Origin of the sequence: Tabrizicola sp. BL-A-41-H6 (genome assembly GCF_050632395.1) — a bacterium.
In the GTDB taxonomy this organism is placed as follows: Bacteria; Pseudomonadota; Alphaproteobacteria; order Rhodobacterales; family Rhodobacteraceae; genus JAUYQR01.
On the sequence record NZ_CP192600.1, the window covers coordinates 987,166 to 1,011,516 of the forward strand.

Below are 24,351 nucleotides of genomic sequence, written 5' to 3' on the forward strand. Positions count from 1 at the left end.
GCATGGCGAACATCATCCTTCTCGGCCCGCCGGGGGCCGGCAAAGGCACGCAAGCCAAGCGGCTGGTCGATGCGCGCGGCATGGTGCAATTGTCCACTGGTGACATGCTGCGCGAAGCCAAGACGTCCGGCACCGAGATGGGCCGCCGCGTGGCCGAGGTGATGGAGCGCGGCCAGCTTGTGACGGACGATATCGTGATCGGCCTGATCGACGAAAAGCTCGCCCAAGGCTCCAAGGGCGGCTTCATCTTTGACGGGTTTCCGCGCACCCTGAAGCAGGCCGATGCTTTGGCCGATCTGCTGGCCCGCAGGGGGTTGGCGCTGGATGCGGTGATCGAACTGGTGGTTGACGACGCTGCCCTCGTTGGCCGCATCGTAAGGCGCGCCGAAGATGCCCGCCTTGCAGGCGAGCCGGTTCGCCGCGACGATACACCCGAAGTCTTCGAAGTGCGTCTGCGCGAATACTACAAGAACACCGCACCGCTGATTGGCTACTACTGGGCCAAGCGTGATCTCGTGCAGCTTGACGGGATGGCCGAAATGCAGGCCGTTGCCGATGCCATCGCACGGGTTCTTGACAAAGCTTGAATAACTACCCTCGCGGCCTTGACGGCCAGTGGAAAAGCCCCTAATGCACGGCGTCCCGCGGTGGAATCGCCATGCGGGCCTTCCTTATTGGAAGTTCGGATCGTCGGGGTCACGCCCCCGGCGTTGTTGTGAAAAAAGGTTCTGGCACTACGGAACCGCAACCTAGAAGGACGAAACGTTTGGCACGTATTGCTGGCGTCAACATTCCGACCGCGAAACGGGTTCCGATCGCGCTCACCTACATCACCGGGATCGGTCCGCACACCGCAGAAAACATCTGCGCCGCGCTGAACATCGACCGCGCCCGCCGCATCAACCAGCTGAGCGATAGCGAAGTGCTGGCGATCCGCGAATACATCGACGCGAACCTGACCGTTGAAGGTGACCTGCGTCGCGAAACCACCATGAACATCAAGCGTCTGATGGACCTTGGTTGCTACCGTGGCCTGCGTCACCGCAAGGGCCTGCCGGTCCGCGGCCAGCGCACCCACACCAACGCCCGCACCCGCAAAGGCCCCGCAAAGGCCATTGCCGGCAAGAAGAAATAAGGGGCGCACAGAATGGCACGCGATACCAAAGCATCCCGCACGAAGAAAAAAGAACGCAAGAACATCGCCGCTGGCGTTGCGCATGTGAACTCTTCGTTCAATAACACCAAGATCCTGATCTCCGACGTTCAGGGCAACGCCATCGCATGGTCCTCTTCGGGGACGATGGGCTTCAAGGGTTCGCGCAAGTCGACGCCCTATGCCGCTCAGATGGCTGCCGAAGACGCAGGCAAGAAGGCGCAGGAACACGGCGTGAAAACGCTCGAAGTCGAAGTGCAGGGTCCGGGTTCGGGCCGCGAGTCCGCGCTTCGTGCGCTGGCTGCTGTCGGGTTCAACATCACGTCCATCCGCGACGTGACGCCGCTTGCGCACAACGGCTGCCGTCCGCCAAAGCGCCGCCGGGTCTGAGCCAAGATTTTCTACCGGGCTGCAGGGTGTCTCCTTGCGGCCCGGTTTTCGTCGTTTTCGAACCTCGGGCGTCCCGCTGCTTCGGACATCGGCACGGGACAAGTATAGGGGCTTCAGCATGATCCATAAAAACTGGCAGGAACTCATCAAGCCGACGCAGCTTGTCGTGAAGGCGGGGGCAGATGCCGCCCGCACCGCGACGGTTATCGCCGAACCGCTGGAGCGGGGCTTTGGCCTCACCCTCGGCAACGCGCTGCGCCGGGTGCTGATGAGCTCGCTGCAAGGCGCGGCCATCACGTCGATCCAGATCGACAACGTCCTGCACGAGTTTTCGTCCGTTGCCGGCGTGCGAGAAGACGTCACCGACATCGTGCTGAACCTCAAGGGCGTCAGCATCAAGATGGAAGTCGAAGGGCCGAAGCGCCTGTCGATCTCGGCCAAGGGTCCGGGCGTCGTGACCGCCGGTGACATCTCGGAATCGAACGGGATCGAAATCCTGAACAAGGATCACGTGATCTGCCACCTCGACGACGGCGCCGACGTGTTCATGGAACTGACGGTCAACACCGGCAAGGGCTATGTCGCGGCCGACAAAAACCGTCCCGAGGATGCCCCGATCGGCCTGATCCCGATCGACGCGATCTATTCGCCGGTCAAGAAGGTCAGCTACGAAGTCACGCCCACCCGCGAGGGCCAGGTCCTTGATTACGACAAGCTGACGATGAAGATCGAAACCGACGGCTCGCTGACGCCGGATGACGCCGTGGCCTATGCCGCGCGCATCCTGCAAGACCAGCTGTCGATCTTCGTGAACTTCGACGAACCCGAATCGGCCAAGCTGGGCGAAGTCGACGCAGGCCTCGAATTCAACCCGCTCCTCCTCAAGAAGGTGGACGAGTTGGAACTTTCGGTCCGTTCGGCCAACTGCCTGAAGAACGACAATATCGTCTACATCGGCGACCTGATCCAGAAAACCGAAGCAGAAATGCTGCGCACCCCGAACTTCGGCCGCAAATCCTTGAACGAGATCAAGGAAGTGCTGTCGGGCATGGGTCTGCACCTTGGCATGGACGTCGAGGACTGGCCGCCGGAAAACATCGAAGACCTGGCCAAGCGTTTCGAAGACCAGTTCTGAGACCACTAAAAATGCCCGGACTGCCGGGGAAAAGCACGGGTTGAAGAAACCCCAAGGTGAGCGGGGCCGCACGAGGCCCCGCCGGACAAAGCAAAACACGCGATAGGAGATTCCAATGCGTCACTCTAGCGGCTACCGCAAGCTGAACCGGACCCACGAACACCGCAAGGCGATGTTCGCCAACATGGCCGGCTCGCTGATCGAACACGAACAGATCAAGACCACTCTGCCCAAGGCCAAGGAACTTCGCCCGATCATCGAAAAGCTGATCACCCTTGCCAAGCGCGGCGATCTGCACGCCCGTCGTCAGGCCCACGCCCAGCTCAAGCAGGACATGCACACCGCACGCCTGTTCGAGATTCTCGGCCCGCGCTACAAAGACCGCCAGGGCGGCTATGTTCGCGTGCTGAAGGCCGGCTTCCGCTACGGCGATATGGCACCGATGGCGATCATCGAGTTCGTTGATCGTGACACAACTGCGAAGGGCGCCGCCGACCACGCCCGCGTTGCAGCGGAAGATCTTGCAGCTAGCTGATCGTCAACCGCAATCCATTGCTACTGAAAGCCCGCCTCGCGCGGGCTTTCGTGTTTTCTGGTGACACAAAACTTCTTTTTCTTGCCATCGTTTTGATCCGTCCCGGCCTTGCTGGCGAGCTGGTCCCCTTACATATACAGGTCAGGGTTGCAAAGGCCTGAATCACGGGACTCTCAGGGTTGACGATGCAGGGAAAGCGGTTGAGTGAATTGTATAAAGAGTTGGAGCAGTTGGCCCCACAGGGCTACGCCGTGGGTTTGCATATCCGTTTTGCCACGCCGCTGGTCTACTATTCCAAATACCCGCCCAAGTGGGTCGAATACTACAACGCGAACTCGTATTACTTGCGCGATCCGTTGGTATTCTGGGGAATTGGAACGACCGGCACACGCAGGTGGAGCGAGATTCCGTTGCCAGACCCGTTCGGCCTGCTGAAAAAGGCCGCCGGTTACGGAATGAAGTTTGGCGCGGTCTCGTCTTACGGCCCCATCACTTCCCGTTCGATGGCCGGTATCTGCCATTCCGAGCGTGAGTTCACGGATGAGGAAATGGATGTTCTGTCGGACATCACGGCTCGGCTGCACATTGCGGCAAAGCCCCCCTCGGAATTGACCAAAGCGCAGGTCGAAGCCTTGGAATGTATCGCGAACGGAGACCGCCACGCGGCTGCTGCGGCCAAGCTGGGAATCTCCGAAAGTGCGTTCAAGGCGCGACTGAATTCTGCCCGCATAAGACTTGAAGCAAGGACAACGTCAGAAGCTCTTAGAAAAGCGCGAGAATATCGTCTACTATAGAGCTACGGCCCGCGACTCAGTTAGGGTGCAGGGGCCGTAAGGGGACTGGGAATGGAAGTGACCACGCTGTCGTATGATAACCTCCACAAGCATGGAGAGTTGTTTGCGAACATGTTTCGCGCACGTCATCGTGCTTTCATTCAGCAAAACAGGTGGAATCTGCCCGAAGCGAACGGGATGGAGTTCGACCAGTATGATACTCCGGCCAGTCGCTGGCTTGCCGTGCATCAGAACGGCGAGGTTCTTGCTGGGATTCGTTTGACGCCAACGACGCATCGTTGCGGAATTTATTCCTACATGATTCGCGATGCGCAAAAGGGGCTGCTTGAAAGCATTCCCACCAATCTGCTCAATTTTGAGGCTCCGGTTGCCAGCCATATTTGGGAAAGCAGCCGCGTCTTTGTGTCTGAATCGGTGCCTGCAAACATGCGTCTCCGCGTGCAACTGCAATTGCGCCACGAAATGGTTGTATCCGCCCGCGCACTTGGTGCCACAACAGTGCTTGGCCTCATTCCCGAAAGCTCGCGCCGTTTGGGTCGCCGGGTCGGGCTGGAATGTGAACCCGCTGGGCCGCTCCTTGATTTCGACGGCATGGAATGCGTTTGCGTCACCATTAACATGTCGAACAAGCTTCACTGACCCCAAGGGTAGCGCTCCCTGCCGTGGGGCGTTTGCCGGGCTGACTGCAAGACCGGCTTCGGTTTCGCCTTACGCTTTGCGTCGTGGCGGCATAAACTTGGTACATGGCAGATCTCTTCGACAGTGTGGCTCCCTCGTCAGCGCCCGGTCCACGGCCTTTGGCCGACCGGCTTCGTCCGCGCAAGCTGGCAGAGGTGATCGGGCAGGCGCATGTCCTGTCGCCGGAAGGCCCGCTTGGGGCCATGCTGGGCGCCGGAACCCTGTCATCGCTGATCCTGTGGGGGCCGCCCGGCGTGGGCAAGACCACGATCGCGCGCCTTCTGGCCGACGAGACGGATCTGGCCTTCGTGCAGATTTCCGCGATCTTCACCGGCGTGCCGGATTTGCGCAAGGTGTTCGAAGCCGCCAGAATCCGGCGGCAGAACGGGCAGGGCACGCTTCTCTTCGTTGACGAGATCCATCGTTTCAACAAGGCGCAGCAGGACGGGTTTCTGCCCTACATGGAAGACGGCACAATCCTTCTTGTCGGGGCCACGACCGAAAACCCCTCGTTCGAACTGAACGCAGCGCTTCTCAGCCGGGCCCAGGTCATTGTGCTCGAACGTCTCAGCCTTGCCGATCTTGAGCGTCTGGCCCAACGGGCCGAACAGGATCTGGGCCGCGCGCTGCCGCTTGACGGCCCCGCGCGCGAAGCCTTGCTGGAAATGGCCGATGGCGACGGTCGCGCGCTGCTGAACCTCGTGGAACAGGTCGCGGGATGGAAAACCGACGCCAGGCTTTCCCGCGACCAGTTGTCCACTCGCCTGATGCGCCGCGCCGCCAAGTACGACAAGTCGGGCGAGGAACATTACAACCTGATCTCCGCCCTTCATAAATCGGTGCGCGGCTCCGACCCCGACGCCGCGCTTTACTGGTTCGCCCGGATGCTGGAAGGCGGCGAAGACCCGCGCTTCCTGGCCCGCCGCATCACCCGCATGGCGGTCGAGGATATCGGCCTTGCCGATCCGCAGGCGCAGGCCGTCTGCCTTGACGGCTGGCAGACCTACGAACGCCTCGGCAGCCCCGAAGGCGAACTGGCATTGGCGCAGGCGGTGGTCTACCTTGCCCTCGCGCCGAAATCGAACGCAGTCTACACCGCCTACAAGGCCGCCCGCGCAGCGGCGCGTGACACCGGCAGCCATCCCCCGCCCAAGCATATCCTGAACGCGCCCACCAAGCTGATGAAGGACATCGGCTATGGCACCGGCTACGCCTACGACCACGACGCCGAAGACGGCTTTTCGGGGCAGGACTACTTCCCCGAAGGCATGAAGCGCCCGATCTACTACCTGCCCCCCGAGCGCGGCTTCGAGCGTGAGTTGAAAAAACGCGTCGACTACTTCGCCAAGCTCAGGGCGAAACGTCAGGGTGACTAGCGGACCAGTTTCCGGCGCAAGAAAACCTACACAATCCCTGCTCGGGGATATTGCACCCCCAACCCGGCTTCGCGTGTTCGCATTGACATTCCCGCCCGCCCGCCGCAAAGACCGGGCATGTCCCTTACCCTTCCCCTCATCGCGCTTGGCGGCGCTCTCGGTGCAGTCCTGCGCCATCTCTCGGTTGCCGCCATCGGCGCGCCGCTTGGTGTTGGTGTGGTAAACGTGCTTGGCAGCCTTCTGATCGGCGCGCTGTTCGTTCTGCTCGCGGGACGCGGCGAATGGCAGGCGTTCCTGATGACGGGCGTCCTTGGCGGCTTCACCACCTTTTCCGCCTTCTCGCTCGATACCCTGAAACTGGTCGAGGCCGGGCAGGCCCTGCACGCCGGCGCCTATGTCGCCGGATCGGTCCTGCTGTCCCTCGCCGCCGTCGCCCTAGGCGCGGCCATCGCGCGGGGGCTGGCATGAGCGGCGTCAAGACTTACACCGTTTCCGAAGACGAGGGCGAACAGCGCCTCGACAAATGGTTCAAGCGCCGCTTCCCGCAGGTGACGCAAGGTGCCGTGGAAAAGATGTGCCGCACCGGTCAGGTCCGCGTCGATTCAGCCCGCGCCAAGGCGTCTGACCGCATCGCGCCTGGCCAGATGATACGCGTGCCGCCCCTGCCGGATGCCGAAGCCCCCAGCAGGCCCCGCGCGGGCAGCGTGTCTGCGGCGGACGAAAAGATGATCCAGGCCGCCGTCCTGTGGAAGGATGAACACATCATCATCCTGAACAAACCCCCCGGCCTGCCCAGCCAAGGCGGCTCCGGCCAGGGAGATCGCCACGTCGACGGTCTGACCGAGGCCTTGAAGTTCGGCTACAAGGACCGCCCAAAGCTTGTCCACAGGCTCGACAAGGACACCTCGGGCATCCTGATGCTGGCTCGCACCGACCGTGTCGCCCGCGCGCTCTCCGAAGCGCTGCGCCACCGGGCCGCGCGCAAGATCTACTGGGCCGTCGTCGCCGGCGTGCCGCACCCCCGCCAAGGCTCGATCAAGTTCGCGCTGATGAAGGCGCCGGGGCGCGGTCGTGGCGGCGAGGGCGAGAAGATGATCTGCGTCCACCCCGCCAAGATCGCCGAACACCCCGAGGCCAAGCGCGCCCAGACCGATTACTTCACGCTGTGGTTCCTTGGCACCCGCCTGTCGTGGATGGCGCTTGAACCCGTCACCGGCCGCACCCACCAGCTGCGCGCCCACATGGCCGAAATCGGCCACCCGATCCTTGGCGACAGCAAGTATGGCGGCTCCGAACAGGAAAACGCCGGCGACGGTTGGGGCGCCTCCATTGGCGGCGATCTGTCAAAGAAACTTCACCTCCATGCCCGCAGCCTGACGATCGAACACCCCATCACCAAGAAGATGCTGACCTTCGAGGCCCCCTTGCCCGAACACATGGCCCGCACCTGGAAGCTGATGGACTGGAAGGAAACCGACGTTCCCGCCGACCCGTTCGAGGCCATCCGGTAATAGGCATGAGCGGCTGGGCACCCAAACGTTTCTGGACCGACGCGGTTGCCGAACCCTGCGAGGGCGGCTTCACCGTGCGCCTTGATGCCCGCCCCGTGCGCACGCCTTTGAAAGCGACGATGGTGCTGCCCACGCTGGCAATGGCGCAGGCGATTGCGGCCGAATGGCAGGCCCAGACTGGCGCAGTCAACCCCGCCACCATGCCCTGCACGCGCGCCGCGAATTCCGCCATCGACAACGTCGCCCGGCACTTCGACGCGGTTGTCGACATGCTTGCCGCCTACGGTGACACCGACCTTCTATGCTACCGCGCCACCGGGCCCGACGCGCTGATCGCCCGGCAGGCCGCAGCGTGGGATCCGCTTATCGCATGGGCCGCAGACACGCTTGGCGCACCGCTCACCGTCACAAGCGGCGTGATGCATGTGGCCCAGCCAGCCGCCAGTGTCGCCACGCTCCGCGCCGAGATCGCGCGCTTGACGCCGTTCCAGCTTGCGGCCTTCCACGACCTCGTCGCCATTTCTGGCTCGCTTGTGCTTGCCCTCGCCGTGATCCACGGTCGCCTCGCCCCCGACGACGCCTGGGCGCTCAGCCGGATCGACGAACACTGGCAAGCCGAACTTTGGGGCGACGACGAAGAAGCCAGCGCCTTGGCCGAACGCAAGCACGGCGATTTCATGCAGGCGCACCGATTCTACGCATTGTGCCGGTAACAATGCTGCCTAAACCTTGGGCAGGGTTCCGCCGATCTGCGGCCAACCTCATCCAACCCTAGGAAATGCGGGCATTTTTCGCAGCAAGCAGCGTTTAGCTTGACGTTTCAAAGCGCTTTCGACGAAACTGCACCCACTGGGAGAGGCTCACCTCCTACAGTTTCGCCCCCGCAGCTCGTGTGCGGGGCACCAAAAGCGCCGTTCAAAAAGAACGGTCAACTCAGGATGAGGTAAGAATGAAAAAATCCGTATTGCTCGGCACCTTCGCCGCCGCTGCGCTGGTTTCTGGCATGGCGTCTGCAACGACGCTCGACGACGTCAAGGCGCGGGGCGAGCTGATCTGCGGTTCGAACACCGGTCTGACCGGCTTCGGCGCGCCGGATGCCAATGGCGAATATCAGGGCTTCGATGCCGCGCTTTGCAAGGCGCTGGCTGCGGCCATCTTCGGCGATGCGTCGAAAGTGAAATTCGTCCCGACCACTGGCGAAACCCGGTTCACCGCACTCGCTTCGGGCGAAGTGGACGTCCTCGTCCGCAACTCGACCTGGACCTACAGCCGTGACAACGACCTGAAGTTCGACTTCGTCGCCGTGAACTACTACGACGGTCAGGGCTTCATGGTGAAAAAAGACCTCGGCGTTTCGTCCGCCAAGGAACTTGATGGCGCCACCATCTGCATCCAGACCGGCACCACCACCGAACTCAACCTGGCTGACTTCTTCAAGGCCAACAACATCACCTACACGCCGGTTACCGTGGCCGATGACAGCGAAGCCCAGCGCCAGTATGTTGCCGGCGCTTGCGATGCCTACACCACCGACGCTTCGGGCCTTGCCGCTTCGCGCGCAACGCTGGCTGACGCCGCAAACCACATCATCCTGCCCGAGATCATCTCGAAAGAGCCGCTCGGCCCGGTCGTTCGCCACGGCGACAACCAGTGGGGCGATATCGTGCGTTGGGTCTATTTCTCGCTCGTGATCGCGGAAGAGAAGGGCATCACCAAGGCCAACATCGAAGAAGTCGCCTCCACCTCGACCGACCCGGAAGTGCGTCGTCTCCTCGGCCTCGAGGGCGAGATGGGTGCGATGATGGGTCTCGACAACAACTGGGCCAAGAACGCCATTGCCGCCAACGGCAACTACGGCGAGATCTTCGAAGCCAACATCGGCACCGCCACCCCGATCGGCCTGGCACGCGGCCTGAACGCACTGTGGACCCAAGGCGGCCTGCAGTACGCTCCGCCGGTGCGTTGATCTGATCTGAACCGGGCGCGCGGACCTGTCCGCGCGCCCTTCTTCATGAATATCGTTCTTGGTCCACGCGGGAAGCGTCCCGCGCCATAACCGGCAAAAGTCGGAAAACGGGTCGAGGCAGGGGGTACTAGAATGGCGCTGGCCACCGATACGCCGGATACGGGCTTCCGGCTTTCCATGCTCATCTACGATACGCGGTTCCGGGCCATCACGATCCAGGTGGTCGTCCTGATCCTGTTCCTGCTGTTCCTCGGCTGGTTGGTGGACAACACGATCCAGAACCTTGCCGCCAAGGACAAAGACATCAACTTCAGCTTCCTGTGGAACCGCGCTGGCTACGATATCGACCAGCAGTTGATTCCTTGGAACAACGACATGACCCATGGTCGCGCGGCGGTCATCGGCCTGCTGAACACCCTCATCGTCGCCTTCTTCGGCTGCATCTTCGCCACGATCATCGGCGTGGTCGTCGGCGTGCTGCGGCTGTCGAAGAACTGGCTCGTGTCGCGCCTGATGACCGTCTACGTCGAGGCGTTCCGCAACGTCCCGCTGTTGCTGTGGATCATCCTCGTCTACGTGGTGTTTTCCGAAACTCGCCCCGCGCCCAAGGATTTCCGCGTCACCGATGAAATGGCCGCCGCTGGCACGGCACCGGCAGCCCACATGAACCTGTGGGATTCGGTCGCAATCACAAACCGCGGTTCCAACATCCCCGCGCCGCTACTGGAGCGCCCGCTCGGCGGGTTCGAAGTGTTTGGCGTGCCGATAAACTTCTCGGTTCTTGCCACGCTTGCCGTCATCATTGCATCGGTTCTCGCGAACCGCGCCTTCCTCCGGCGCGTGCGCATGGTGCAGGAAGACACCGGCATCCGCCCGACGACGTGGTGGAAAAGCCTTCTGATCCTGTTCGTTCCTGTCAGCCTCCTCCTATGGGCGCTTGGCCTCCACCTTGAATACCCGGTGCTGAAGGGCTTCAACTTCCAGGGTGGCATCGCGGTCGCGCATTCATTCACCGCGCTCCTGATCGCGCTCTCGCTCTACACCGGCGCGTTCATCGCCGAAATCGTCCGCGCCGGCATCATGGCGATCAGCCGCGGCCAGACCGAGGCCGCCTTCGCCCTCGGGATGCGCCCCAACCGTACGATGAGCCTGATCATCCTGCCGCAGGCCCTGCGCGTCATCATCCCGCCCCTGATCAGCCAGTACCTGAACCTGACCAAGAACACCTCGCTTGGCATCGCGGTCAGCTACCTTGACCTTCGCGGCACGCTTGGCGGCATCACCCTCAACCAGACCGGCCGCGAGCTGGAATGCATGCTTCTGATGATGCTGATCTACCTCACCATCAGCCTGATCATCTCGTCGATTATGAACTACTTCAACGCCTCCGTTAAATTGAAGGAGCGCTGAAATGAGCGAGACCGACAGCCAGACCAACTTTGTCCGCCACCAGATGCTGGACCCGCAGCTTGCCCCCGTCACCGAACGCGGCGCGGTCAAATGGATGCGCGAGAACCTGTTTTCCGGCGCCTTCAACACCATCCTCACGCTGCTCGGCCTCGCTGCCGTCTACTACCTCGTGTCGGCCTCGCTGCCGTGGCTTCTGAACGGGGTCTGGAACGCCAACTCGCTGACCGAATGCCGCCAGATCATTGCCGACAACGGCGGCACCACCGGCGCCTGCTGGGCGCTGATCAAGGCGCGTTGGCACCAGTTCCTGTTCGGCTTCTTCCCGCAGGATGCCTACTGGCGCCCCGTCCTTGCCTTCGGCCTTCTGTTCGTCGCCCTCGCGCCGGTCCTTTACTGGAACGACCGCAAGGGCGCGATCATGGTCGCTGCCTCAGGCGTGCTGACGGTGCTGGCGATGCTCGGCCTGTCCTCGCCCGGCACGGTTGACCTCTTCACCATCGTGTTGATGGCGGCGCTTTTCGCCCTCGCCTGGGCGATGCCGAAAAAGCTGATCCTCGTCACCTTGGTCTACCCGTTCACCGCCTTCTTCCTGCTATGGGGCGGGCCGATCGCGGGGCCGATTTCGGTGCTGCTCGGGCTTGCGGCAGCCGCCTGGCTGGTGGTGACGCTGCAACCCCGGATCGGCTCGATCCTTGCCACCGTGCTGGCCGTCGTCGCTGTAGCCCTTCTGTTCCTCGGCCCCTATCCCCTGACGTCGCTTCTGTCCGGCGCGCTGCAGTCGATCACCGATTGGGGGCTGCCTGCGGTCAACTCCGACCAGTTCGGCGGCTTCCTTCTGGCCTTCGTGATCGGCATCACCTCGATCTCGTTCTCGTTGCCGATCGGCGTCATCCTGGCTCTTGGCCGCCAGTCCGACATGTTCCTGGTGAAAACCCTCTCGGTCGGCTTCATCGAATTCATCCGCGGCGTGCCGCTGATCACGCTTCTCTTCACCGCATCGCTGCTGCTGCAATACTTCCTGCCGCCGCAGACCAACTTCGACCTGATCCTGCGCGTCATCATCCTCGCCACGCTCTTCTCCGCCGCCTATCTGGCCGAGGTGATCCGCGGTGGCCTCGCCGCCCTGCCACGCGGGCAGTATGAGGCGTCGGATGCGCTTGGCCTGAACTACTGGCAGGCGCAGCGGCTGATCGTCATGCCGCAGGCGCTCAAGATATCGATCCCCGGCATCGTCTCCACCTTCATCGGCCTCTTCAAGGACACCACGCTGGTTTCTTTCGTGGGCCTCCTCGATCCGCTCAGGGGCGTCACCACCATCGTCCGCGCCGACATCAACTGGAAGGGCATCTACTGGGAGCCTTACATCTTTGTCGGCGTCATCTTCTTTCTCATCTGCTTCGGCATGTCGCGGTACTCGATGTACCTCGAGCGCAAGCTGAAGACCGACCACCGGTAAGGGACACATCATGGCTGAAGCTACCGCAAAAATGCAGGTCTCGGACGAGGTCGCGATCCAGATCCAAGGAATGAACAAGTGGTACGGTTCGTTCCATGTGCTGCGCGACATCAACATGACGGTGATGCGCGGCGAACGCATCGTGGTCTGCGGCCCGTCAGGCTCGGGCAAATCCACGCTGATCCGCTGCATCAACCGGCTGGAAGAACATCAGCAGGGCAAGATCGTCGTCGACGGCACCGAGCTTACGTCCGACATCAAGAACATCGACAAGGTCCGCTCCGAGGTTGGGATGGTGTTCCAGCACTTCAACCTCTTCCCGCACCTGACCATCCTCGAAAACCTGACGCTCGCGCCGATCTGGGTCCGCAAGGTGCCAAAGCGCGAGGCCGAGGAAACTGCGATGTATTTCCTGCAAAAGGTGAAAATTCCGGAACAGGCGCACAAATACCCCGGCCAGCTTTCGGGCGGCCAGCAGCAGCGCGTCGCAATCGCCCGGTCGCTGTGCATGAAGCCTCGTATCATGCTGTTTGACGAACCGACCTCTGCGCTTGACCCCGAAATGATCAAGGAAGTTCTCGACACCATGATCCAGCTTGCCGAAGAAGGCATGACGATGATCTGCGTGACCCACGAGATGGGCTTTGCCCAGGCCGTAGCGAACCGCGTTATCTTCATGGATCAGGGCCAGATCGTGGAACAGAACGCCCCGAAGGAATTCTTCAACAACCCGCAAAGTGAGCGGACGAAGCTGTTCCTGAGCCAGATTCTGGGTCACTGATCTGCCAATGGTCCGGCTACTGCTGTTCGCGGTTGCGATGGCAGTGGCGGGCTTTTCGGCACTTTATTTCCTGATCGGCTCGGCCTTCATGTTGGGCGAACCGCTTCCCAACGGAAAGCACATTTCCAACGTGTTCGGGCTGTTCGGCTTTGTCGGCCCGTTGATCCTTTTGTGCGTGCACATCGCGACCACGGCGCCAAGCCGGTCGCCTCGGGCACGCAGGATCATGCTGAGGGGCTACGTGATCACCGTGATGATCCCCTTTCTTGGCGTCGCACCTCAATTGTTCTTTTGGGGCACCCGGCTTCAGATAGCCGAAGAGATGCTAAAAATGGCGGTCTGGTGCGGCGTCTGTGGCGCACCCATCGTCGCTGCATGGCTCAACGCCGCAGGCGATGAGCGACCGAAGTGATCCGATCGCGTGTGGGCCGTTCAGCCTTTTTTCTTCGCCTCAGCGGCGGCCTTCATCCGCTCCAGCAAGTCAGCCTTTGCCTTTTTCGCGGCCTCTGCTGCCTCGGCGGCGGTCTGGTTCTTGCCTTCCTTGTTCTTCGGCTCGTGCTTGCCACCCTTGGGGTTACCCGATTTACCGTAGTCCATGTTGTGTCCTTCCGATCGCTTTGCGCCGAAATGCCTGAATGGCGGCTGCTTCGCAAGCGGCCATTCGGTGGCACTGGTCGCGGGTATCCGTTAACAGGATACTAACGGGACACTTAAGTCCTTGAAAACGTTAGGACAGGAAACATGTCCCACGGTGGGACACGTTCAGGCTACGATCTCGCGGGGCACCACGAAATCGACCGTCACCCCCTGCCCAAAGCGCACCTCGGCCCAAGCGTCGACCAGAAAATCCACCACCAGCGTCGCCCCGGTCGGATAGCGGGTAAATTCCGGGCTCACCGGGGTATGGGCCACCAGCCGATGGGCAAATTCCGCGATGCCCGGGTTGTGCCCGATCATCATCACCGTCTCCCCCACCGCGTGCTGAAGCACGGCCATCATCACATCCGGCCCGGCATGATAAAGCGCCGGCTTCAACTCCAGCTCCGGCGCGCCGGGCAGGGCGGGGGCGATCCCGGAAAACGTCTTCCGCGTCCGCACCGCATCGGAACACAAGACCTCGTCCGGCACATAGCCCCGGCTCGCCAGCCATTGCCCCAGGTCCGCCGCCGCCGCCTTGCCCCGCTCGTTCAGAGGGCGGTCATGGTCAGGGGTGAGCGGATCATCCCAGGAAGATTTCGCATGCCGCGTCAGGATCAACCGCTTCATTTGTGGAATTGCCTCATGTGATAGGCCGACTGTTCTGGCATCCTTGCATAGGTCTGCGACACCGGGCAAGCGCGCCGCACCGCGCACCCCCGATCAAGACAATCCATCCCCGGCGCCGTATCAAGAAAGGCGTGGCACACCGGCACGTCATACCCGAGCCCAGTGAGCGCCTCTGCCGGGCAGGCGGTCAGGCAAGGCGCCGCGCACCCGTCGCAAGGCCGCACCGCTGGCGGGGGAAGATCCACCGCCTGCTTCAACGCGAGCGCCCCACGAAAGCTGACCATCAGCCCCTGCTCGGCATGGACCAGCAGTCGGACCGGGCTGTCCCAAACCCGACCGGTCCGCAGCGCCCAGCGATGGAACGGGTGCCAAGGCGGCCCGCCAAAGGGGAACAGCGCTTTCGCGCCCAGATCACAGGCCAGTCGACCGATCACCCGACGCGACCAGCGGTCAACAGGGTCAGGCTCGCCGTTCCACTCCGGCTGGCCGGTGACATGCGGCCAGTAGTCCTCCCCACCCGGCCCGATCAACAGCAGGGTGCGCGTCCCGTCCGGCAGCCCGTCCTCGCCTTCGCAGGCAAAGCCGCCAAGCACGGCCAGCCGATGTTCCGTCAACCGCGCTTCGATCTCCGGCAGGGTCATCGGAACGGCAGCCATAGGCTCCACCCCAGTTTTGTCGGTCGTTCGTCCTGCCATTCCAGCCCCACCACCATTTCGTCCTGCCCCGCCTCTGGCTTCGCACAGTAGGTGCGGAAAATCCGGTCCCAGACCGACAGGGCAAAGCCGTAATTGCTGTCATGCTCGTCGCGCCGAATGGAATGGTGAATGCGGTGCATGTCCGGGGTCACGATGGCCAGCCGCAGGATCGCGTCCAGCGAGCGGGGCAGGCGCAGGTTGGCGTGGTTGAAAAGGGCGGTTCCGTTGAGGATGATCTCGAACGCCAGAACTGCCAGCGCAGGCGGGCCGATCAGGTAGACGAGACCAATCTTCAGACCCATTGACGCTGCTATTTCGACCGGATGGAAACGGACGGCGGTCGTGACGTCGAAATCGCGGTCAGCGTGGTGGACGCGGTGAAAACGCCAGAAGAGCGGCACCTTGTGGGTGAGGAGGTGCTGCGCCCAGATCGCGAAGTCGAGGATCAGGATCGACAGCAGCGCCTCGGTCCAGAAGGGCCAGGAAAGGGTATTGAAAAGCCCCCATCCGTATCGCCACGCATCGACGGCGGCGCCAATGGCAAGAAAAGGCAGGGCGACGGCCATTGCGCGCAACACCAAGCTGTCGATTACGGCGATTGCGAGGTTGGTGCCCCAGCGGCAAAGTCGCGGCACCGCGCGGGGACGGCGCGGAGCGAGGGCTTCGAGTGCCGCAAAGATCGCGAACAGTGTCGCGAAAGCGGACAGTCGGATCAGGGCTTCGTTCGGCATGGGCAGGCTCCATCGGACCCGTGCCGTAAAACTAGGCGGGCGCGCCAGAGATTGCTAGCGGCGGACGCGGGGTTTCACGCGGGGTTCGGTGGAGCGGATCTGGCTGCCGGCGCCGTGGTCGGTGAAAAGCTCCAGAAGGCACGCGTTCGGTATTCGGCCGTCTAGGATGGTGACGGCGCGGACCCCTTCTTCGATCGCCTTGAGTGCGGTTTCGGTTTTTGGGATCATGCCGCCCGCGATGACGCCATCGGCGGTCATCTTGCGGATTTCGTCGGGTGTTATCTGGGTCATCACCTGCCCATCGGCGTCCTTCACGCCGGCGACGTCCGTCAGAAGGAGCAGGCGGTCGGCTTGCAGTGCGCCAGCGATGGCGCCGGCCGCAGTATCGCCGTTGACGTTGAAGGTTTCATTGTCGGCCATGCCGGTCGCCACAGGTGCCACGACCGGGATGATCCCGGCGTTGTAAAGATCACGCAGGACCTGCACGTTCATCTCGACGGGACGACCCACGAAGCCGAGCTCGGGGTCGTCCACTTCGCAGACCATCAGGTCGTCATCCTTGCCCGAGATGCCCACCGCGCGGCCACCTGCATCCATGATCGCCTGGACGATGCGCTTATTCACGAGGCCGGACAGGATCATCTCGACGACCTGAACGGTGGCCTTGTCGGTGACGCGCTTGCCGCGGACGAATTCGGACTTGATACCCAGCTTTTCCAGCATTTCGTTGATCATCGGGCCGCCCCCATGGACGACGACCGGGTTGACGCCGACCTGCCGCATCAGGACGATGTCGCGGGCGAATTCGGCCATCGCCGCATCATCGCCCATGGCGTTGCCGCCGAACTTCACCACGACGACCGCATCGGCATATCGTTGCAGGTAGGGCAGGGCTTCGGACAGCATCTTGGCGGTGTTGAGTGCGTCTTGCATGTTCAGGGTCTGCTGCTTCATGGCGGCCTCCGGGATGGGCGGCACCTTTGGGCAAACGCGAGGAAAACGCAAGGGACGGGCGGGAGTGAAGGGACAATCAGCCATAAAGGGATGCAAGTGACTGAAATTGTTCGGTCTGGCGGTAAGCGATACAGACTTCTTAGCAGTTTCAAGACCTTGGCAGAGTCGCAGATTAGGCATAGGAAGATATGAACCCTACCCAAGGAGGCTGTCATGGCGGAACAGAAGACGCTCGTCCTCACTGGGGCCAGCCGGGGGATCGGACACGCCACGGTCAAGCGGTTTTCGGCGGAAGGCTGGCGGGTGCTGACCTGTTCGCGCCAACCGTTCGATCCGCGCTGCCCGTGGCCAGGGGGTGAGGACAATCACATCCAGATCGACCTTGCCGACCCGAAAAAGACCATCGAGGCGATCGAGACGATCAAGGCCAAAGTGAACGGTCGGGTGCATGCGCTGGTCAACAACGCCGGGATCAGCCCGAAAGGCGAAGGTGGCAAGCGGTTGAGCACGCTGGATACCGACCTGCGGACGTGGGGCCATGTGTTCCATGTGAACTTCTTTTCCAGCGTTATCTTGGCGCGCGGCTTGCAAGCGGAACTGGCGGCAACCAAAGGGTCGATCGTCAATGTGACGTCGATCGCCGGGGTGCGGGTGCACCCGTTCGCCGGGGCCGCCTATGCCACGTCGAAGGCGGCGCTTGCCGCGCTGACGCGCGAGATGGCGCATGACTTCGGCCCCCTGGGTGTCCGGGTGAACGCCATTGCGCCGGGCGAGGTTGAGACGGCGATCTTGTCACCGGGGACGGACAAGATCGTCGAAAAGCTGCCAATGCAGCGACTTGGCCAGCCGAAGGAGGTGGCAGATGTGATCTGGTTCCTTTGTTCGGACCAGTCGAGTTATATCTCGGGCGCCGAGATCGAGGTAAACGGTGCGCAACACGTCTGAGTCCCGCTTGTTTAGTCCAACTTTTCAAAGCTGATCGTCACGTCGCCGGCATCGACCCCGAAGCGCTGCATGTAGGCGCGGTTCAACACCCGGTCGTCCGACAGAAGCCACATCCAGTCATCGAAGGTGACGCGGACGGTGTCGCCCGACCCATCGGTCGAGGGCACCGGCAGGTCGATAGTATAGCGCCAGTTGAACCGGTCGCCATCCTCGCGTCCCGTCGCCTCGCCCACCACGCCGGGGGCTGTGCCGCGCCATGTGTCGTCGCCGGTCTTGACCAGCGTCCAGATGCGCTGTTCGGTGGAGCCGTCCTCGTAGACGAAATCTTCAACCAGACGCAGGCGCTCTCCGTTCCAGTCGCCCTTGATCGTCACGTCAAACCGGCGGCGCACGGTGCCAAAGACATCCTGGAACTGGCCTTTCGCGACAAGGGTGCCGTCGAAGAACTCCTCGAGGTTCAGCTTGCGTTCGCTGAGGGCCGGGTCGTTGAAGGACGGCTTTCCCGTGCAGGCAGCGAGAACCGTGATTGTGACGAGGGCGAGAATGCGCATGGCTTGTTCCTTTGAAGCGTATACGCGCGACACCGTTTTCTGGATGAGTTGCAGGTGCTACACGGTCTTCGGGTGCGGGCAGCTTTGGCATAAGGTCCCGGACAGGCGGAGGTCGCGATGGTTGATGATGCAGATGAAATACACCCTCTGTTTCACGGGGCGCCGACGGATATCGGATTTCGAAAGCTGCGAAAGCGTCTGGTGCAGCAGGCGCGCGAGGCTGTTGAAACCTACCGAATGGTCGTGCCGGGCGCGCGCTGGCTGGTTTGCATTTCGGGCGGGAAAGACAGCTACACGCTGTTAGCAATCCTGCACGAACTGAAGTGGCGGGGTCTTTTGCCGGTCGAGTTGATTGCGTGCAATCTTGATCAGGGACAGCCCGGCTTCCCGGCGACTGTGCTGCCCGAGTTTCTGAAGCTGATGCAGGTGCCGCACCGGATTGAATATCAAGATACCTACAGGATCGTGACAGAAAAAGTGCCTTTGGGGCGCACCTATTGTTCCCTTTGTTCAAGACTGCGCCGCGGCAATCTTTACCGCGTGGCGCGCGAGGAAGGGTGTTCGGCAATCGTCCTTGGCCATCACCGCGATGATATCCTGGAGACGTTCTTTCTGAACCTTTTTCATGGTGGCAGGCTGGCGGCGATGCCACCGAAACTCTTGAACGAAGATGGCGATCTGTTTGTCTATCGCCCGCTTGCCTTCGTGGCCGAGGCGGACTGCGAGGACTTTGCCACGCGGATGCGCTATCCGATCATCCCGTGTGACCTTTGCGGCAGTCAGGAAGGTTTGCAGCGCGCGCAGATCAAGTCCTTGATCGACGGCTGGGAGGCGAAAAGTCCGGGTCGCAGACAAGTCATGTTCCGCGCCTTGATGAACGTCCAACCGTCACACCTTGCCGATCCCGCGCTGTTCGATTTTGCCGGGCTTTCGGCGGTCATGGCAGATCCGGAGAATTTGACGCAACTGGTGGCGGAGCGTTAAGGAACTTCTCATGAACATCTTCCACTTCTGAAGCGCCGGCTGCGGGCATGTCGCCCGCCGATTTCGGGATGGAACATGATAAAGACCACCCTTGTGCGTCTGCTGGCCAGCGTTTGCCGGGCCGAGTTTCTGGTGTTCGTGCCTGCCCTGACGCTCGCCGCTTTTTGGTATGGTGGCGAAGGGGCGATGGTGGTGACCGCATTGGCGGTGCCAGCCCTTGTGCTTTCGGCCGGGCTGGTCGTTGCTCTTGGCGGCGGTCGCAGCCGCGGGCTTGTCGCCGAGTTTGACAGGGTGTTGGCCGACAAGGATGGTCTTGGACGGACTACAGGCTGTTTCGTGATCCAGTTCGACGATCCGGCGGGGCTGATCGACCGCCACGGTCGCAGCACACAAACTGAGATACTCGCCCGGTGCAACGACAGGATTCGTAGCGCCATGCGCTTTGGCGATACGTTGACGATTCTGGAGGATGGCAGCCTTGCCGTCATGCTTGCCCCGGTCTTCCGGCTGGATCTTGAGACGATGATCCAGATCGCGGGACGCATCCAGACTGTGGTCCAGCTGCCGATCGACTTGCGCGCTGGGACGGTGCATGTCACCTGTTCCATCGGGTTCTGCCAAGGGCGGCGCGCGCCAGAAGCAACCGGCCGGTCGCTGCTGGATGCCGCACAGATCGCCGTCGACGAAGCGCGACGGCACGGGCCGGGCGCGATCCGAGCGTTCTCTCTCGATATGGCCCGCGCCAAGGCCAGCCGCGATGCCCTGCGCGACGAGATGCAGCAGGCGTTGGCCGAAGGCCAGGTCAAGGCACATTTCCAGCCGCAGCTTTCCACCGACACTGGAGGCATATCTGGCATGGAGGCGCTGGCACGTTGGCACCACCCGCACAGAGGCTGCCTGCTGCCCGGCGAGTTTCTGCCCGCCATCGAGGCGAACGGCCTGAGCGCACAATTGAGCGAGGTGATGCTGCGCGAAGCCTTGACGGCTCTGGCGTCATGGGACCGGGCGGGCTTTGTGGTGCCGACCGTTTCGGTCAATTTCTCGGCTGCGGAACTGGGCGACCCGCATCTGCCCGAGCGGCTGAAATGGGAGCTTGACCGTTTTGATCTGACCGCTGATCGCCTGACGATCGAAGTGCTGGAAACAGTCGTGGCGACTTCGCAAAGCGATACGATCACAGTCAACATCGCAGCGCTGGCCGCGCTGGGCTGCGGGGTGGACTTGGACGATTTCGGCACCGGGAATGCGTCGATCACCAGTATTCGCCGGTTCGCTTTGCGGCGTCTCAAGATCGACCGCAGTTTCGTCACCGGTGTGGATCTGGACCGAGAGCAACAGACGATGATCGCGGCCGTTCAGTCCCTGGCCGAGCGGCTGGGTCTTGAGACGGTCGCTGAAGGCGTGGAGACGGCTGCCGAACACGCAATGCTCGCCCAGCTTGGTTGCGGCCATGTGCAGGGCTATGCCGTTGCCCGGCCGATGCCGGCGGAGGAAGCCTCGGTCTGGCTGGAACGGATGGCGATCCGCGCGTCCTTGCCGCATTTGCTTGCCAGCCGCGCGCGTTGAGCGCTTGCCCTTGCCCGGGCTTGCCACCAATGCCCGAAAACTCCGGACAACGGCCCGAACCCCAAGAATTGATCGCCCGCCAGCGTGCCGGACAAGGCAAAACCGCTTGACCTTTGGGCCACCCTGTCGTTGAAGCACGCTGACGCGCGAATGCGGCAAGGTGGTGACGTATGGAAGAAAACAACAACAAGAATCTGCTGCTGGCAACGGCGCTGAGCTTCCTTGTGATCCTCGTCTGGTTCGTGCTGTTTCCACCACCCGAGGCACCCGTTGCCCCGACGGCCTCGACCGAGGTCACTGCCACCACGCCCGCGGCGACGCCAGCCGATGCAACCGCAACCGCAGGACAGGCCGAACCCGCTGCCGCAGTGCCCGAAGCGCCGCGGCTGACGATCGACACGCCCAAACTGTCCGGCTCCATTTCCATGCTTGGCGGCCGGATCGATGATTTGAAGCTGAAAGCCTACCGCGAGACGATCAAGCCGGGTGCCGAGACCGTTCGACTTTTGTCCCCCGTCGGTGGAGAAAAACAGGCTTATTACGCGCTTTACGGATGGGTTCCAGGCGGCGCGCTTTCCTTTGAGGATGTTCCCGGTGCCAACACCGAGTGGAAACTTGCCTCAGGGAGCACATTGTCGCCGGGCCAGCCAGTTGCCATTCGTTGGGATAACGGCAAGGGGCTGACATTCACGCGCGAAATTTCCGTTGATGACGACTACATGTTCACCGTGAGCGAAACGGTCGAGAACGCGTCGGCAACCGAAGTCAGCCTGCAGCCCTATGGCGTGATTGCAAGGCACGGCGTGCCGAAAGACCTCCAGCATATCTTCGTGGCACATGAAGGGGCGGTCAGTCGCGTCGACGGCGAGCTTTGCGAGCGGGATTACACCGGCTCCACGTGGCTATCCTGCGATACCTTCGCCCAATTGGACGATGATGCGCCCGAACTCGGCAAGGCGATCAAGGAACAGGCCGCGACCGACGGCTGGATCGGCTTTACAGATCACTATTGGATGACCATCCTGATCCCCGAGCAGGGCAAGCCGTTCACCGCAGTGGCAAAGCATGTCACCGCGTCTGACATCTACCAGACCGAAATTCGGCAAGAAACCATCGTTGTGCCCGCGGGCAGCAAAAGCACGACAACCTCCCGTCTGTTTGCGGGCGCGAAGGAATGGGAAACCATTCGCAACTATCAGAACGAGGCGGGAATTCCGGGCTTTATCGACAGCATCGATTGGGGTCTGTTCTTTTTCTTCACCAAGCCGATCTTCGCGGTGCTGCACTGGCTGCACGGGATCATCGGCAACATGGGTCTGGCGATCATTGCACTGACCTTCGTCTTGAAAGTTCTGGTGCTGCCGCTGGCGTACAAGTCCTACGTCTCGATGGCGCGAATGAAGGAACTGCAACCGGAAATGGAGGCGCTGAAAGAGCGCGCCGGCGACGACAAGCAAAAGTTGCAGCGCGAGATGATGCAGCTTTACAAGGACAAGAAGGTCAACCCGGCAGCGGGCTGCCTTCCTATCCTGATCCAGATCCCGATCTTCTTCAGCTTGTACAAGGTGATCTTCGTTACGATCGAACTTCGGCACGCGCCGTTCTTCGGCTGGCTGAATGACCTGAGCGCGCCTGACAGCTCGTCGCTTTACAACTTCTTCGGACTTCTGCCGTGGGACGCCCCACCGATGGGGTCGCTGCTGCATCTTATCTTCATCGGGATTCTGCCGATCATTTTGGGTATCACGATGTGGCTGCAGCAGAAACTGAACCCGGCGCCTGCCGATCCCGTGCAGCAGCAGATCTTCGCGTGGATGCCCTGGGTGTTCATGTTCATGCTGGGCGGTTTCGCAAGCGGTCTTGTGGTGTACTGGATCACCAACAATACGATCACGTTCACTCAGCAATATCTGATCATGCGCAGCCACGGTCACAAACCTGACCTGTTCGGCAATATCCGGTCGGGTTTTCGCAAGAAACCTGCGGTGGCCGCGGCGAACAGTCCGACCAAGCCGACGGGAGCGTCCAAGCCCACAAGCCCAACCAAACCAGGGCCCAAGGCAAGGAAATGACGGCACGCGTCGCGCATCTTGTGCGTCACCCGATCAAGTCCGCTGGGTTTGAGGAGGTGGCGGAGGTGCGCCTGACCGCAGGTGACGCGTTTCCGTTTGACCGCTTCTGGGCCGTGGCCCACGCCGCCGCCCGGCTGTCCGAACCAGTGACCTGGGCGCCAAAGCTGCAGTTTCTGCGGGGATGGGGGTCCGCGGATCTGATGGCCGTGTCCTGTATTTCATCGGACCCTGACAAAGGGGAGGTGACGCTTGCGCATCCGCGGCGCGAACAGGCCACGTTCCGACCAGACGATGCGGCGGATGCTGACCGGCTGATTGAGTGGTTGCGCCCGTTGTGGCCCGCAAATCGGCCCGATCCGGCAAGGGTGGTCCGGGTTCCTGGGCAGGCATTGACCGATCAGGAGCAACCGTTGGTTTCGGTCAACAGCCTGTCGTCGCTGGCTGACCTTTCGGCGAGGACGGGGCGGCCGTTGTCGATGCACCGCTGGCGCGGCAACATTTGGGTGGATGGCTGGGAGCCTATGGCCGAACTGGACCTGATCGGGCGCGAGATCACGCTTGGCGATGCCCGCTTGCTGGTCGAGGAGCCCATCGGACGATGCCGGGCAACAGGCGCCAATCCAGATACCGGCGAGCAGGATGTCGATACCATGGCGGCGCTTAACGCAGCTTACGGGCACGCAGACTTTGGCGTTTTCGCTAGGGTGATTGAAGGTGGGCGCGTTGCGCGGGGCGATGAGGTGCAGGCATGAGCATGGTGTTTTCCCTTGCACCCGATCCTACGGCCGAAGACCGCGAAATCGGCCGGTTGATGTTCGCGGGGCCGGTTACCTTTGTGAAGGGCGTCGTGGCCATGTCCGGCCTGCCGCCTGCGGACCGGCTGGAGGTTTGCTTTGCGGGGCGGTCAAATGTCGGCAAATCCAGCCTTATCAACGCGCTGACAGGGCGCAAGACACTGGCGCGGGCGTCGAACACGCCGGGCCGGACGCAAGAGATCAACTATTTCGCGCTGGGCGAGACGCGCTATATCGTCGACCTTCCAGGATATGGCTATGCCGAGGCGCCGGTGGCGATCGTGGCGAAATGGCAGGCGCTGTTGCGCCAGTATCTGGCGGGGCGTCAGACGTTACGGCGGGCGTTCGTGCTGATTGACGCGCGCCACGGCGTCAAGGCTGTAGACGAAGAGATATTGAAGCTGCTGGACCGGTCGGCGGTGACCTATCAAGCGGTGCTTACAAAGATCGACAAGATCAGCCGCGCAGAGCTTGAGGCGGTGATCGAACAGGTCAAGGGAGCGCTGGGCAAACATCCCGCAGCGTATCCCGAAATCGTGGCGACCAGCTCTGAAAAGGGCGAGGGGATCGAGACGCTGAGGGCCATCATCGCGACGATGGAGTAATGG

28 protein-coding genes are annotated in these 24,351 nt (G+C 62.0%); 22 read left to right on the plus strand and 6 right to left on the minus strand.

What is annotated here, in order from left to right; all coding sequences use genetic code 11:
• Window positions 1–2: 2 nt before the first annotated feature.
• The 16 genes from ACROUL_RS05005 (at window position 3) to ACROUL_RS05080 (ending at window position 13,597) form a co-directional block, all read left to right on the plus strand.
• The gene (locus ACROUL_RS05005) at window positions 3–587 is read left to right on the plus strand and encodes an adenylate kinase (protein WP_431298426.1); all 585 of its coding nucleotides are present in this window, start codon (window positions 3–5) and stop codon (window positions 585–587) included.
• Between the two features lie 179 nt (window positions 588–766).
• A complete protein-coding gene (rpsM, locus tag ACROUL_RS05010; protein WP_431298427.1) occupies window positions 767–1,135 on the plus strand; it encodes a 30S ribosomal protein S13 in 369 nt (122 codons plus the stop codon).
• Window positions 1,136–1,147: 12 nt separating this feature from the next.
• The gene (gene rpsK / locus ACROUL_RS05015) at window positions 1,148–1,543 is read left to right on the plus strand and encodes a 30S ribosomal protein S11 (RefSeq protein WP_305569607.1); all 396 of its coding nucleotides are present in this window, start codon (window positions 1,148–1,150) and stop codon (window positions 1,541–1,543) included.
• Between the two features lie 118 nt (window positions 1,544–1,661).
• Window positions 1,662–2,678 (plus strand): DNA-directed RNA polymerase subunit alpha, encoded by a 1,017-nt coding sequence (locus ACROUL_RS05020; RefSeq protein ID WP_305569609.1) that lies wholly within the window; start codon window positions 1,662–1,664, stop codon window positions 2,676–2,678.
• A gap of 115 nt (window positions 2,679–2,793) precedes the next feature.
• Window positions 2,794–3,213, plus strand: coding sequence for a 50S ribosomal protein L17 (rplQ, locus tag ACROUL_RS05025; RefSeq protein WP_431298428.1), 420 nt, complete (start codon window positions 2,794–2,796; stop codon window positions 3,211–3,213).
• Window positions 3,214–3,413: 200 nt separating this feature from the next.
• Window positions 3,414–4,007, plus strand: a complete 594-nt coding sequence (locus ACROUL_RS05030) for an autoinducer binding domain-containing protein (RefSeq protein ID WP_431298429.1) — start codon at window positions 3,414–3,416, stop codon at window positions 4,005–4,007.
• A gap of 51 nt (window positions 4,008–4,058) precedes the next feature.
• On the plus strand, window positions 4,059–4,646 hold the full coding sequence (locus ACROUL_RS05035; protein WP_431298430.1) for an acyl-homoserine-lactone synthase: 588 nt from the start codon (window positions 4,059–4,061) through the stop codon (window positions 4,644–4,646).
• Window positions 4,647–4,750: 104 nt separating this feature from the next.
• A complete protein-coding gene (locus ACROUL_RS05040) occupies window positions 4,751–6,061 on the plus strand; it encodes a replication-associated recombination protein A (protein ID WP_431298431.1) in 1,311 nt (436 codons plus the stop codon).
• A gap of 117 nt (window positions 6,062–6,178) precedes the next feature.
• Window positions 6,179–6,529 (plus strand): fluoride efflux transporter FluC, encoded by a 351-nt coding sequence (locus ACROUL_RS05045; RefSeq protein ID WP_431298432.1) that lies wholly within the window; start codon window positions 6,179–6,181, stop codon window positions 6,527–6,529.
• The gene (locus ACROUL_RS05050; RefSeq protein WP_431298433.1) at window positions 6,526–7,572 is read left to right on the plus strand and encodes an RluA family pseudouridine synthase; all 1,047 of its coding nucleotides are present in this window, start codon (window positions 6,526–6,528) and stop codon (window positions 7,570–7,572) included. The genes ACROUL_RS05045 and ACROUL_RS05050 overlap by 4 nt, the downstream gene beginning before the upstream one ends.
• Before the next feature lie 5 nt (window positions 7,573–7,577).
• On the plus strand, window positions 7,578–8,285 hold the full coding sequence (locus ACROUL_RS05055; RefSeq protein ID WP_431298434.1) for an ATP12 family chaperone protein: 708 nt from the start codon (window positions 7,578–7,580) through the stop codon (window positions 8,283–8,285).
• A gap of 236 nt (window positions 8,286–8,521) precedes the next feature.
• A complete protein-coding gene (locus ACROUL_RS05060) occupies window positions 8,522–9,538 on the plus strand; it encodes an amino acid ABC transporter substrate-binding protein (protein ID WP_431298435.1) in 1,017 nt (338 codons plus the stop codon).
• Window positions 9,539–9,670: 132 nt separating this feature from the next.
• Complete coding sequence (locus tag ACROUL_RS05065) at window positions 9,671–10,948, plus strand: amino acid ABC transporter permease (protein WP_431298436.1); 1,278 nt, start codon at window positions 9,671–9,673, stop codon at window positions 10,946–10,948.
• 1 nt (window position 10,949) lies between these two features.
• Entirely contained in the window at window positions 10,950–12,404 is a 1,455-nt protein-coding gene (locus ACROUL_RS05070) for an amino acid ABC transporter permease (protein WP_431298437.1), read from the plus strand.
• Window positions 12,405–12,414: 10 nt separating this feature from the next.
• A complete protein-coding gene (locus ACROUL_RS05075; protein WP_431298438.1) occupies window positions 12,415–13,185 on the plus strand; it encodes an amino acid ABC transporter ATP-binding protein in 771 nt (256 codons plus the stop codon).
• 7 nt (window positions 13,186–13,192) lie between these two features.
• Window positions 13,193–13,597, plus strand: a complete 405-nt coding sequence (locus tag ACROUL_RS05080; protein WP_431298439.1) for a hypothetical protein — start codon at window positions 13,193–13,195, stop codon at window positions 13,595–13,597.
• 20 nt (window positions 13,598–13,617) lie between these two features.
• Here ACROUL_RS05080 and ACROUL_RS05085 read toward each other — a convergent pair whose 3' ends face one another.
• The 5 genes from ACROUL_RS05085 to argB form a co-directional block, all read right to left on the minus strand.
• Complete coding sequence (locus ACROUL_RS05085; RefSeq protein ID WP_431298440.1) at window positions 13,618–13,782, minus strand: hypothetical protein; 165 nt, start codon at window positions 13,780–13,782, stop codon at window positions 13,618–13,620.
• 165 nt (window positions 13,783–13,947) lie between these two features.
• Window positions 13,948–14,451, minus strand: a complete 504-nt coding sequence (locus ACROUL_RS05090; RefSeq protein WP_431298441.1) for a SixA phosphatase family protein — start codon at window positions 14,449–14,451, stop codon at window positions 13,948–13,950.
• The gene (locus ACROUL_RS05095) at window positions 14,448–15,107 is read right to left on the minus strand and encodes a ferredoxin (protein WP_431298442.1); all 660 of its coding nucleotides are present in this window, start codon (window positions 15,105–15,107) and stop codon (window positions 14,448–14,450) included. Before ACROUL_RS05095 ends, ACROUL_RS05090 begins: the two co-directional genes overlap by 4 nt.
• Window positions 15,089–15,877, minus strand: a complete 789-nt coding sequence (locus ACROUL_RS05100) for a sterol desaturase family protein (protein WP_431298443.1) — start codon at window positions 15,875–15,877, stop codon at window positions 15,089–15,091. Before ACROUL_RS05100 ends, ACROUL_RS05095 begins: the two co-directional genes overlap by 19 nt.
• Window positions 15,878–15,931: 54 nt before the next feature.
• Window positions 15,932–16,810, minus strand: a complete 879-nt coding sequence (gene argB / locus ACROUL_RS05105) for an acetylglutamate kinase (protein ID WP_431301248.1) — start codon at window positions 16,808–16,810, stop codon at window positions 15,932–15,934.
• Between the two features lie 234 nt (window positions 16,811–17,044).
• Here argB and ACROUL_RS05110 point away from each other — a divergent pair, with 234 nt between their 5' ends.
• Entirely contained in the window at window positions 17,045–17,776 is a 732-nt protein-coding gene (locus tag ACROUL_RS05110; protein ID WP_305569634.1) for an SDR family oxidoreductase, read from the plus strand.
• An 11-nt stretch (window positions 17,777–17,787) separates the two neighbouring features.
• Here ACROUL_RS05110 and ACROUL_RS05115 read toward each other — a convergent pair whose 3' ends face one another.
• Window positions 17,788–18,327 (minus strand): DUF3833 domain-containing protein, encoded by a 540-nt coding sequence (locus tag ACROUL_RS05115; protein WP_431298444.1) that lies wholly within the window; start codon window positions 18,325–18,327, stop codon window positions 17,788–17,790.
• Between the two features lie 117 nt (window positions 18,328–18,444).
• Between ACROUL_RS05115 and ttcA the strand changes: the two genes are divergently transcribed.
• The 5 genes from ttcA to yihA all read left to right on the plus strand — a co-directional run bounded on the left by ttcA (window position 18,445) and on the right by yihA (window position 24,348).
• Window positions 18,445–19,311: a tRNA 2-thiocytidine(32) synthetase TtcA gene (gene ttcA / locus ACROUL_RS05120; protein ID WP_431298445.1), complete on the plus strand. Its 867-nt coding sequence runs from the start codon at window positions 18,445–18,447 to the stop codon at window positions 19,309–19,311.
• 75 nt (window positions 19,312–19,386) lie between these two features.
• On the plus strand, window positions 19,387–20,877 hold the full coding sequence (locus tag ACROUL_RS05125; RefSeq protein ID WP_431298446.1) for a putative bifunctional diguanylate cyclase/phosphodiesterase: 1,491 nt from the start codon (window positions 19,387–19,389) through the stop codon (window positions 20,875–20,877).
• A 170-nt stretch (window positions 20,878–21,047) separates the two neighbouring features.
• Window positions 21,048–22,949, plus strand: a complete 1,902-nt coding sequence (yidC, locus tag ACROUL_RS05130) for a membrane protein insertase YidC (protein ID WP_431298447.1) — start codon at window positions 21,048–21,050, stop codon at window positions 22,947–22,949.
• Complete coding sequence (locus ACROUL_RS05135; RefSeq protein ID WP_431298448.1) at window positions 22,946–23,701, plus strand: MOSC domain-containing protein; 756 nt, start codon at window positions 22,946–22,948, stop codon at window positions 23,699–23,701. The genes yidC and ACROUL_RS05135 overlap by 4 nt, the downstream gene beginning before the upstream one ends.
• Window positions 23,698–24,348 (plus strand): ribosome biogenesis GTP-binding protein YihA/YsxC, encoded by a 651-nt coding sequence (yihA, locus tag ACROUL_RS05140; RefSeq protein WP_431298449.1) that lies wholly within the window; start codon window positions 23,698–23,700, stop codon window positions 24,346–24,348. The genes ACROUL_RS05135 and yihA overlap by 4 nt, the downstream gene beginning before the upstream one ends.
• Window positions 24,349–24,351: the final 3 nt, after the last annotated feature.

Coding starts and splice junctions, on each gene's coding strand:
- ACROUL_RS05005 (WP_431298426.1), top strand. CDS start 3: ATGGCGAACATCATCCTTCTCGGCCCGCCGGGGGCCGGCAAAGGCACG.
- rpsK (WP_305569607.1), top strand. CDS start 1,148: ATGGCACGCGATACCAAAGCATCCCGCACGAAGAAAAAAGAACGCAAG.
- ACROUL_RS05020 (WP_305569609.1), top strand. CDS start 1,662: ATGATCCATAAAAACTGGCAGGAACTCATCAAGCCGACGCAGCTTGTC.
- rplQ (WP_431298428.1), top strand. CDS start 2,794: ATGCGTCACTCTAGCGGCTACCGCAAGCTGAACCGGACCCACGAACAC.
- ACROUL_RS05035 (WP_431298430.1), top strand. CDS start 4,059: ATGGAAGTGACCACGCTGTCGTATGATAACCTCCACAAGCATGGAGAG.
- ACROUL_RS05040 (WP_431298431.1), top strand. CDS start 4,751: ATGGCAGATCTCTTCGACAGTGTGGCTCCCTCGTCAGCGCCCGGTCCA.
- ACROUL_RS05045 (WP_431298432.1), top strand. CDS start 6,179: ATGTCCCTTACCCTTCCCCTCATCGCGCTTGGCGGCGCTCTCGGTGCA.
- ACROUL_RS05050 (WP_431298433.1), top strand. CDS start 6,526: ATGAGCGGCGTCAAGACTTACACCGTTTCCGAAGACGAGGGCGAACAG.
- ACROUL_RS05055 (WP_431298434.1), top strand. CDS start 7,578: ATGAGCGGCTGGGCACCCAAACGTTTCTGGACCGACGCGGTTGCCGAA.
- ACROUL_RS05060 (WP_431298435.1), top strand. CDS start 8,522: ATGAAAAAATCCGTATTGCTCGGCACCTTCGCCGCCGCTGCGCTGGTT.
- ACROUL_RS05065 (WP_431298436.1), top strand. CDS start 9,671: ATGGCGCTGGCCACCGATACGCCGGATACGGGCTTCCGGCTTTCCATG.
- ACROUL_RS05070 (WP_431298437.1), top strand. CDS start 10,950: ATGAGCGAGACCGACAGCCAGACCAACTTTGTCCGCCACCAGATGCTG.
- ACROUL_RS05075 (WP_431298438.1), top strand. CDS start 12,415: ATGGCTGAAGCTACCGCAAAAATGCAGGTCTCGGACGAGGTCGCGATC.
- ACROUL_RS05080 (WP_431298439.1), top strand. CDS start 13,193: ATGGTCCGGCTACTGCTGTTCGCGGTTGCGATGGCAGTGGCGGGCTTT.
- ACROUL_RS05085 (WP_431298440.1), bottom strand. CDS start 13,782: ATGGACTACGGTAAATCGGGTAACCCCAAGGGTGGCAAGCACGAGCCG.
- ACROUL_RS05090 (WP_431298441.1), bottom strand. CDS start 14,451: ATGAAGCGGTTGATCCTGACGCGGCATGCGAAATCTTCCTGGGATGAT.
- ACROUL_RS05095 (WP_431298442.1), bottom strand. CDS start 15,107: ATGGCTGCCGTTCCGATGACCCTGCCGGAGATCGAAGCGCGGTTGACG.
- ACROUL_RS05100 (WP_431298443.1), bottom strand. CDS start 15,877: ATGCCGAACGAAGCCCTGATCCGACTGTCCGCTTTCGCGACACTGTTC.
- argB (WP_431301248.1), bottom strand. CDS start 16,810: ATGCAAGACGCACTCAACACCGCCAAGATGCTGTCCGAAGCCCTGCCC.
- ACROUL_RS05110 (WP_305569634.1), top strand. CDS start 17,045: ATGGCGGAACAGAAGACGCTCGTCCTCACTGGGGCCAGCCGGGGGATC.
- ACROUL_RS05115 (WP_431298444.1), bottom strand. CDS start 18,327: ATGCGCATTCTCGCCCTCGTCACAATCACGGTTCTCGCTGCCTGCACG.
- ttcA (WP_431298445.1), top strand. CDS start 18,445: ATGGTTGATGATGCAGATGAAATACACCCTCTGTTTCACGGGGCGCCG.
- ACROUL_RS05125 (WP_431298446.1), top strand. CDS start 19,387: ATGATAAAGACCACCCTTGTGCGTCTGCTGGCCAGCGTTTGCCGGGCC.
- yidC (WP_431298447.1), top strand. CDS start 21,048: ATGGAAGAAAACAACAACAAGAATCTGCTGCTGGCAACGGCGCTGAGC.
- ACROUL_RS05135 (WP_431298448.1), top strand. CDS start 22,946: ATGACGGCACGCGTCGCGCATCTTGTGCGTCACCCGATCAAGTCCGCT.
- yihA (WP_431298449.1), top strand. CDS start 23,698: ATGAGCATGGTGTTTTCCCTTGCACCCGATCCTACGGCCGAAGACCGC.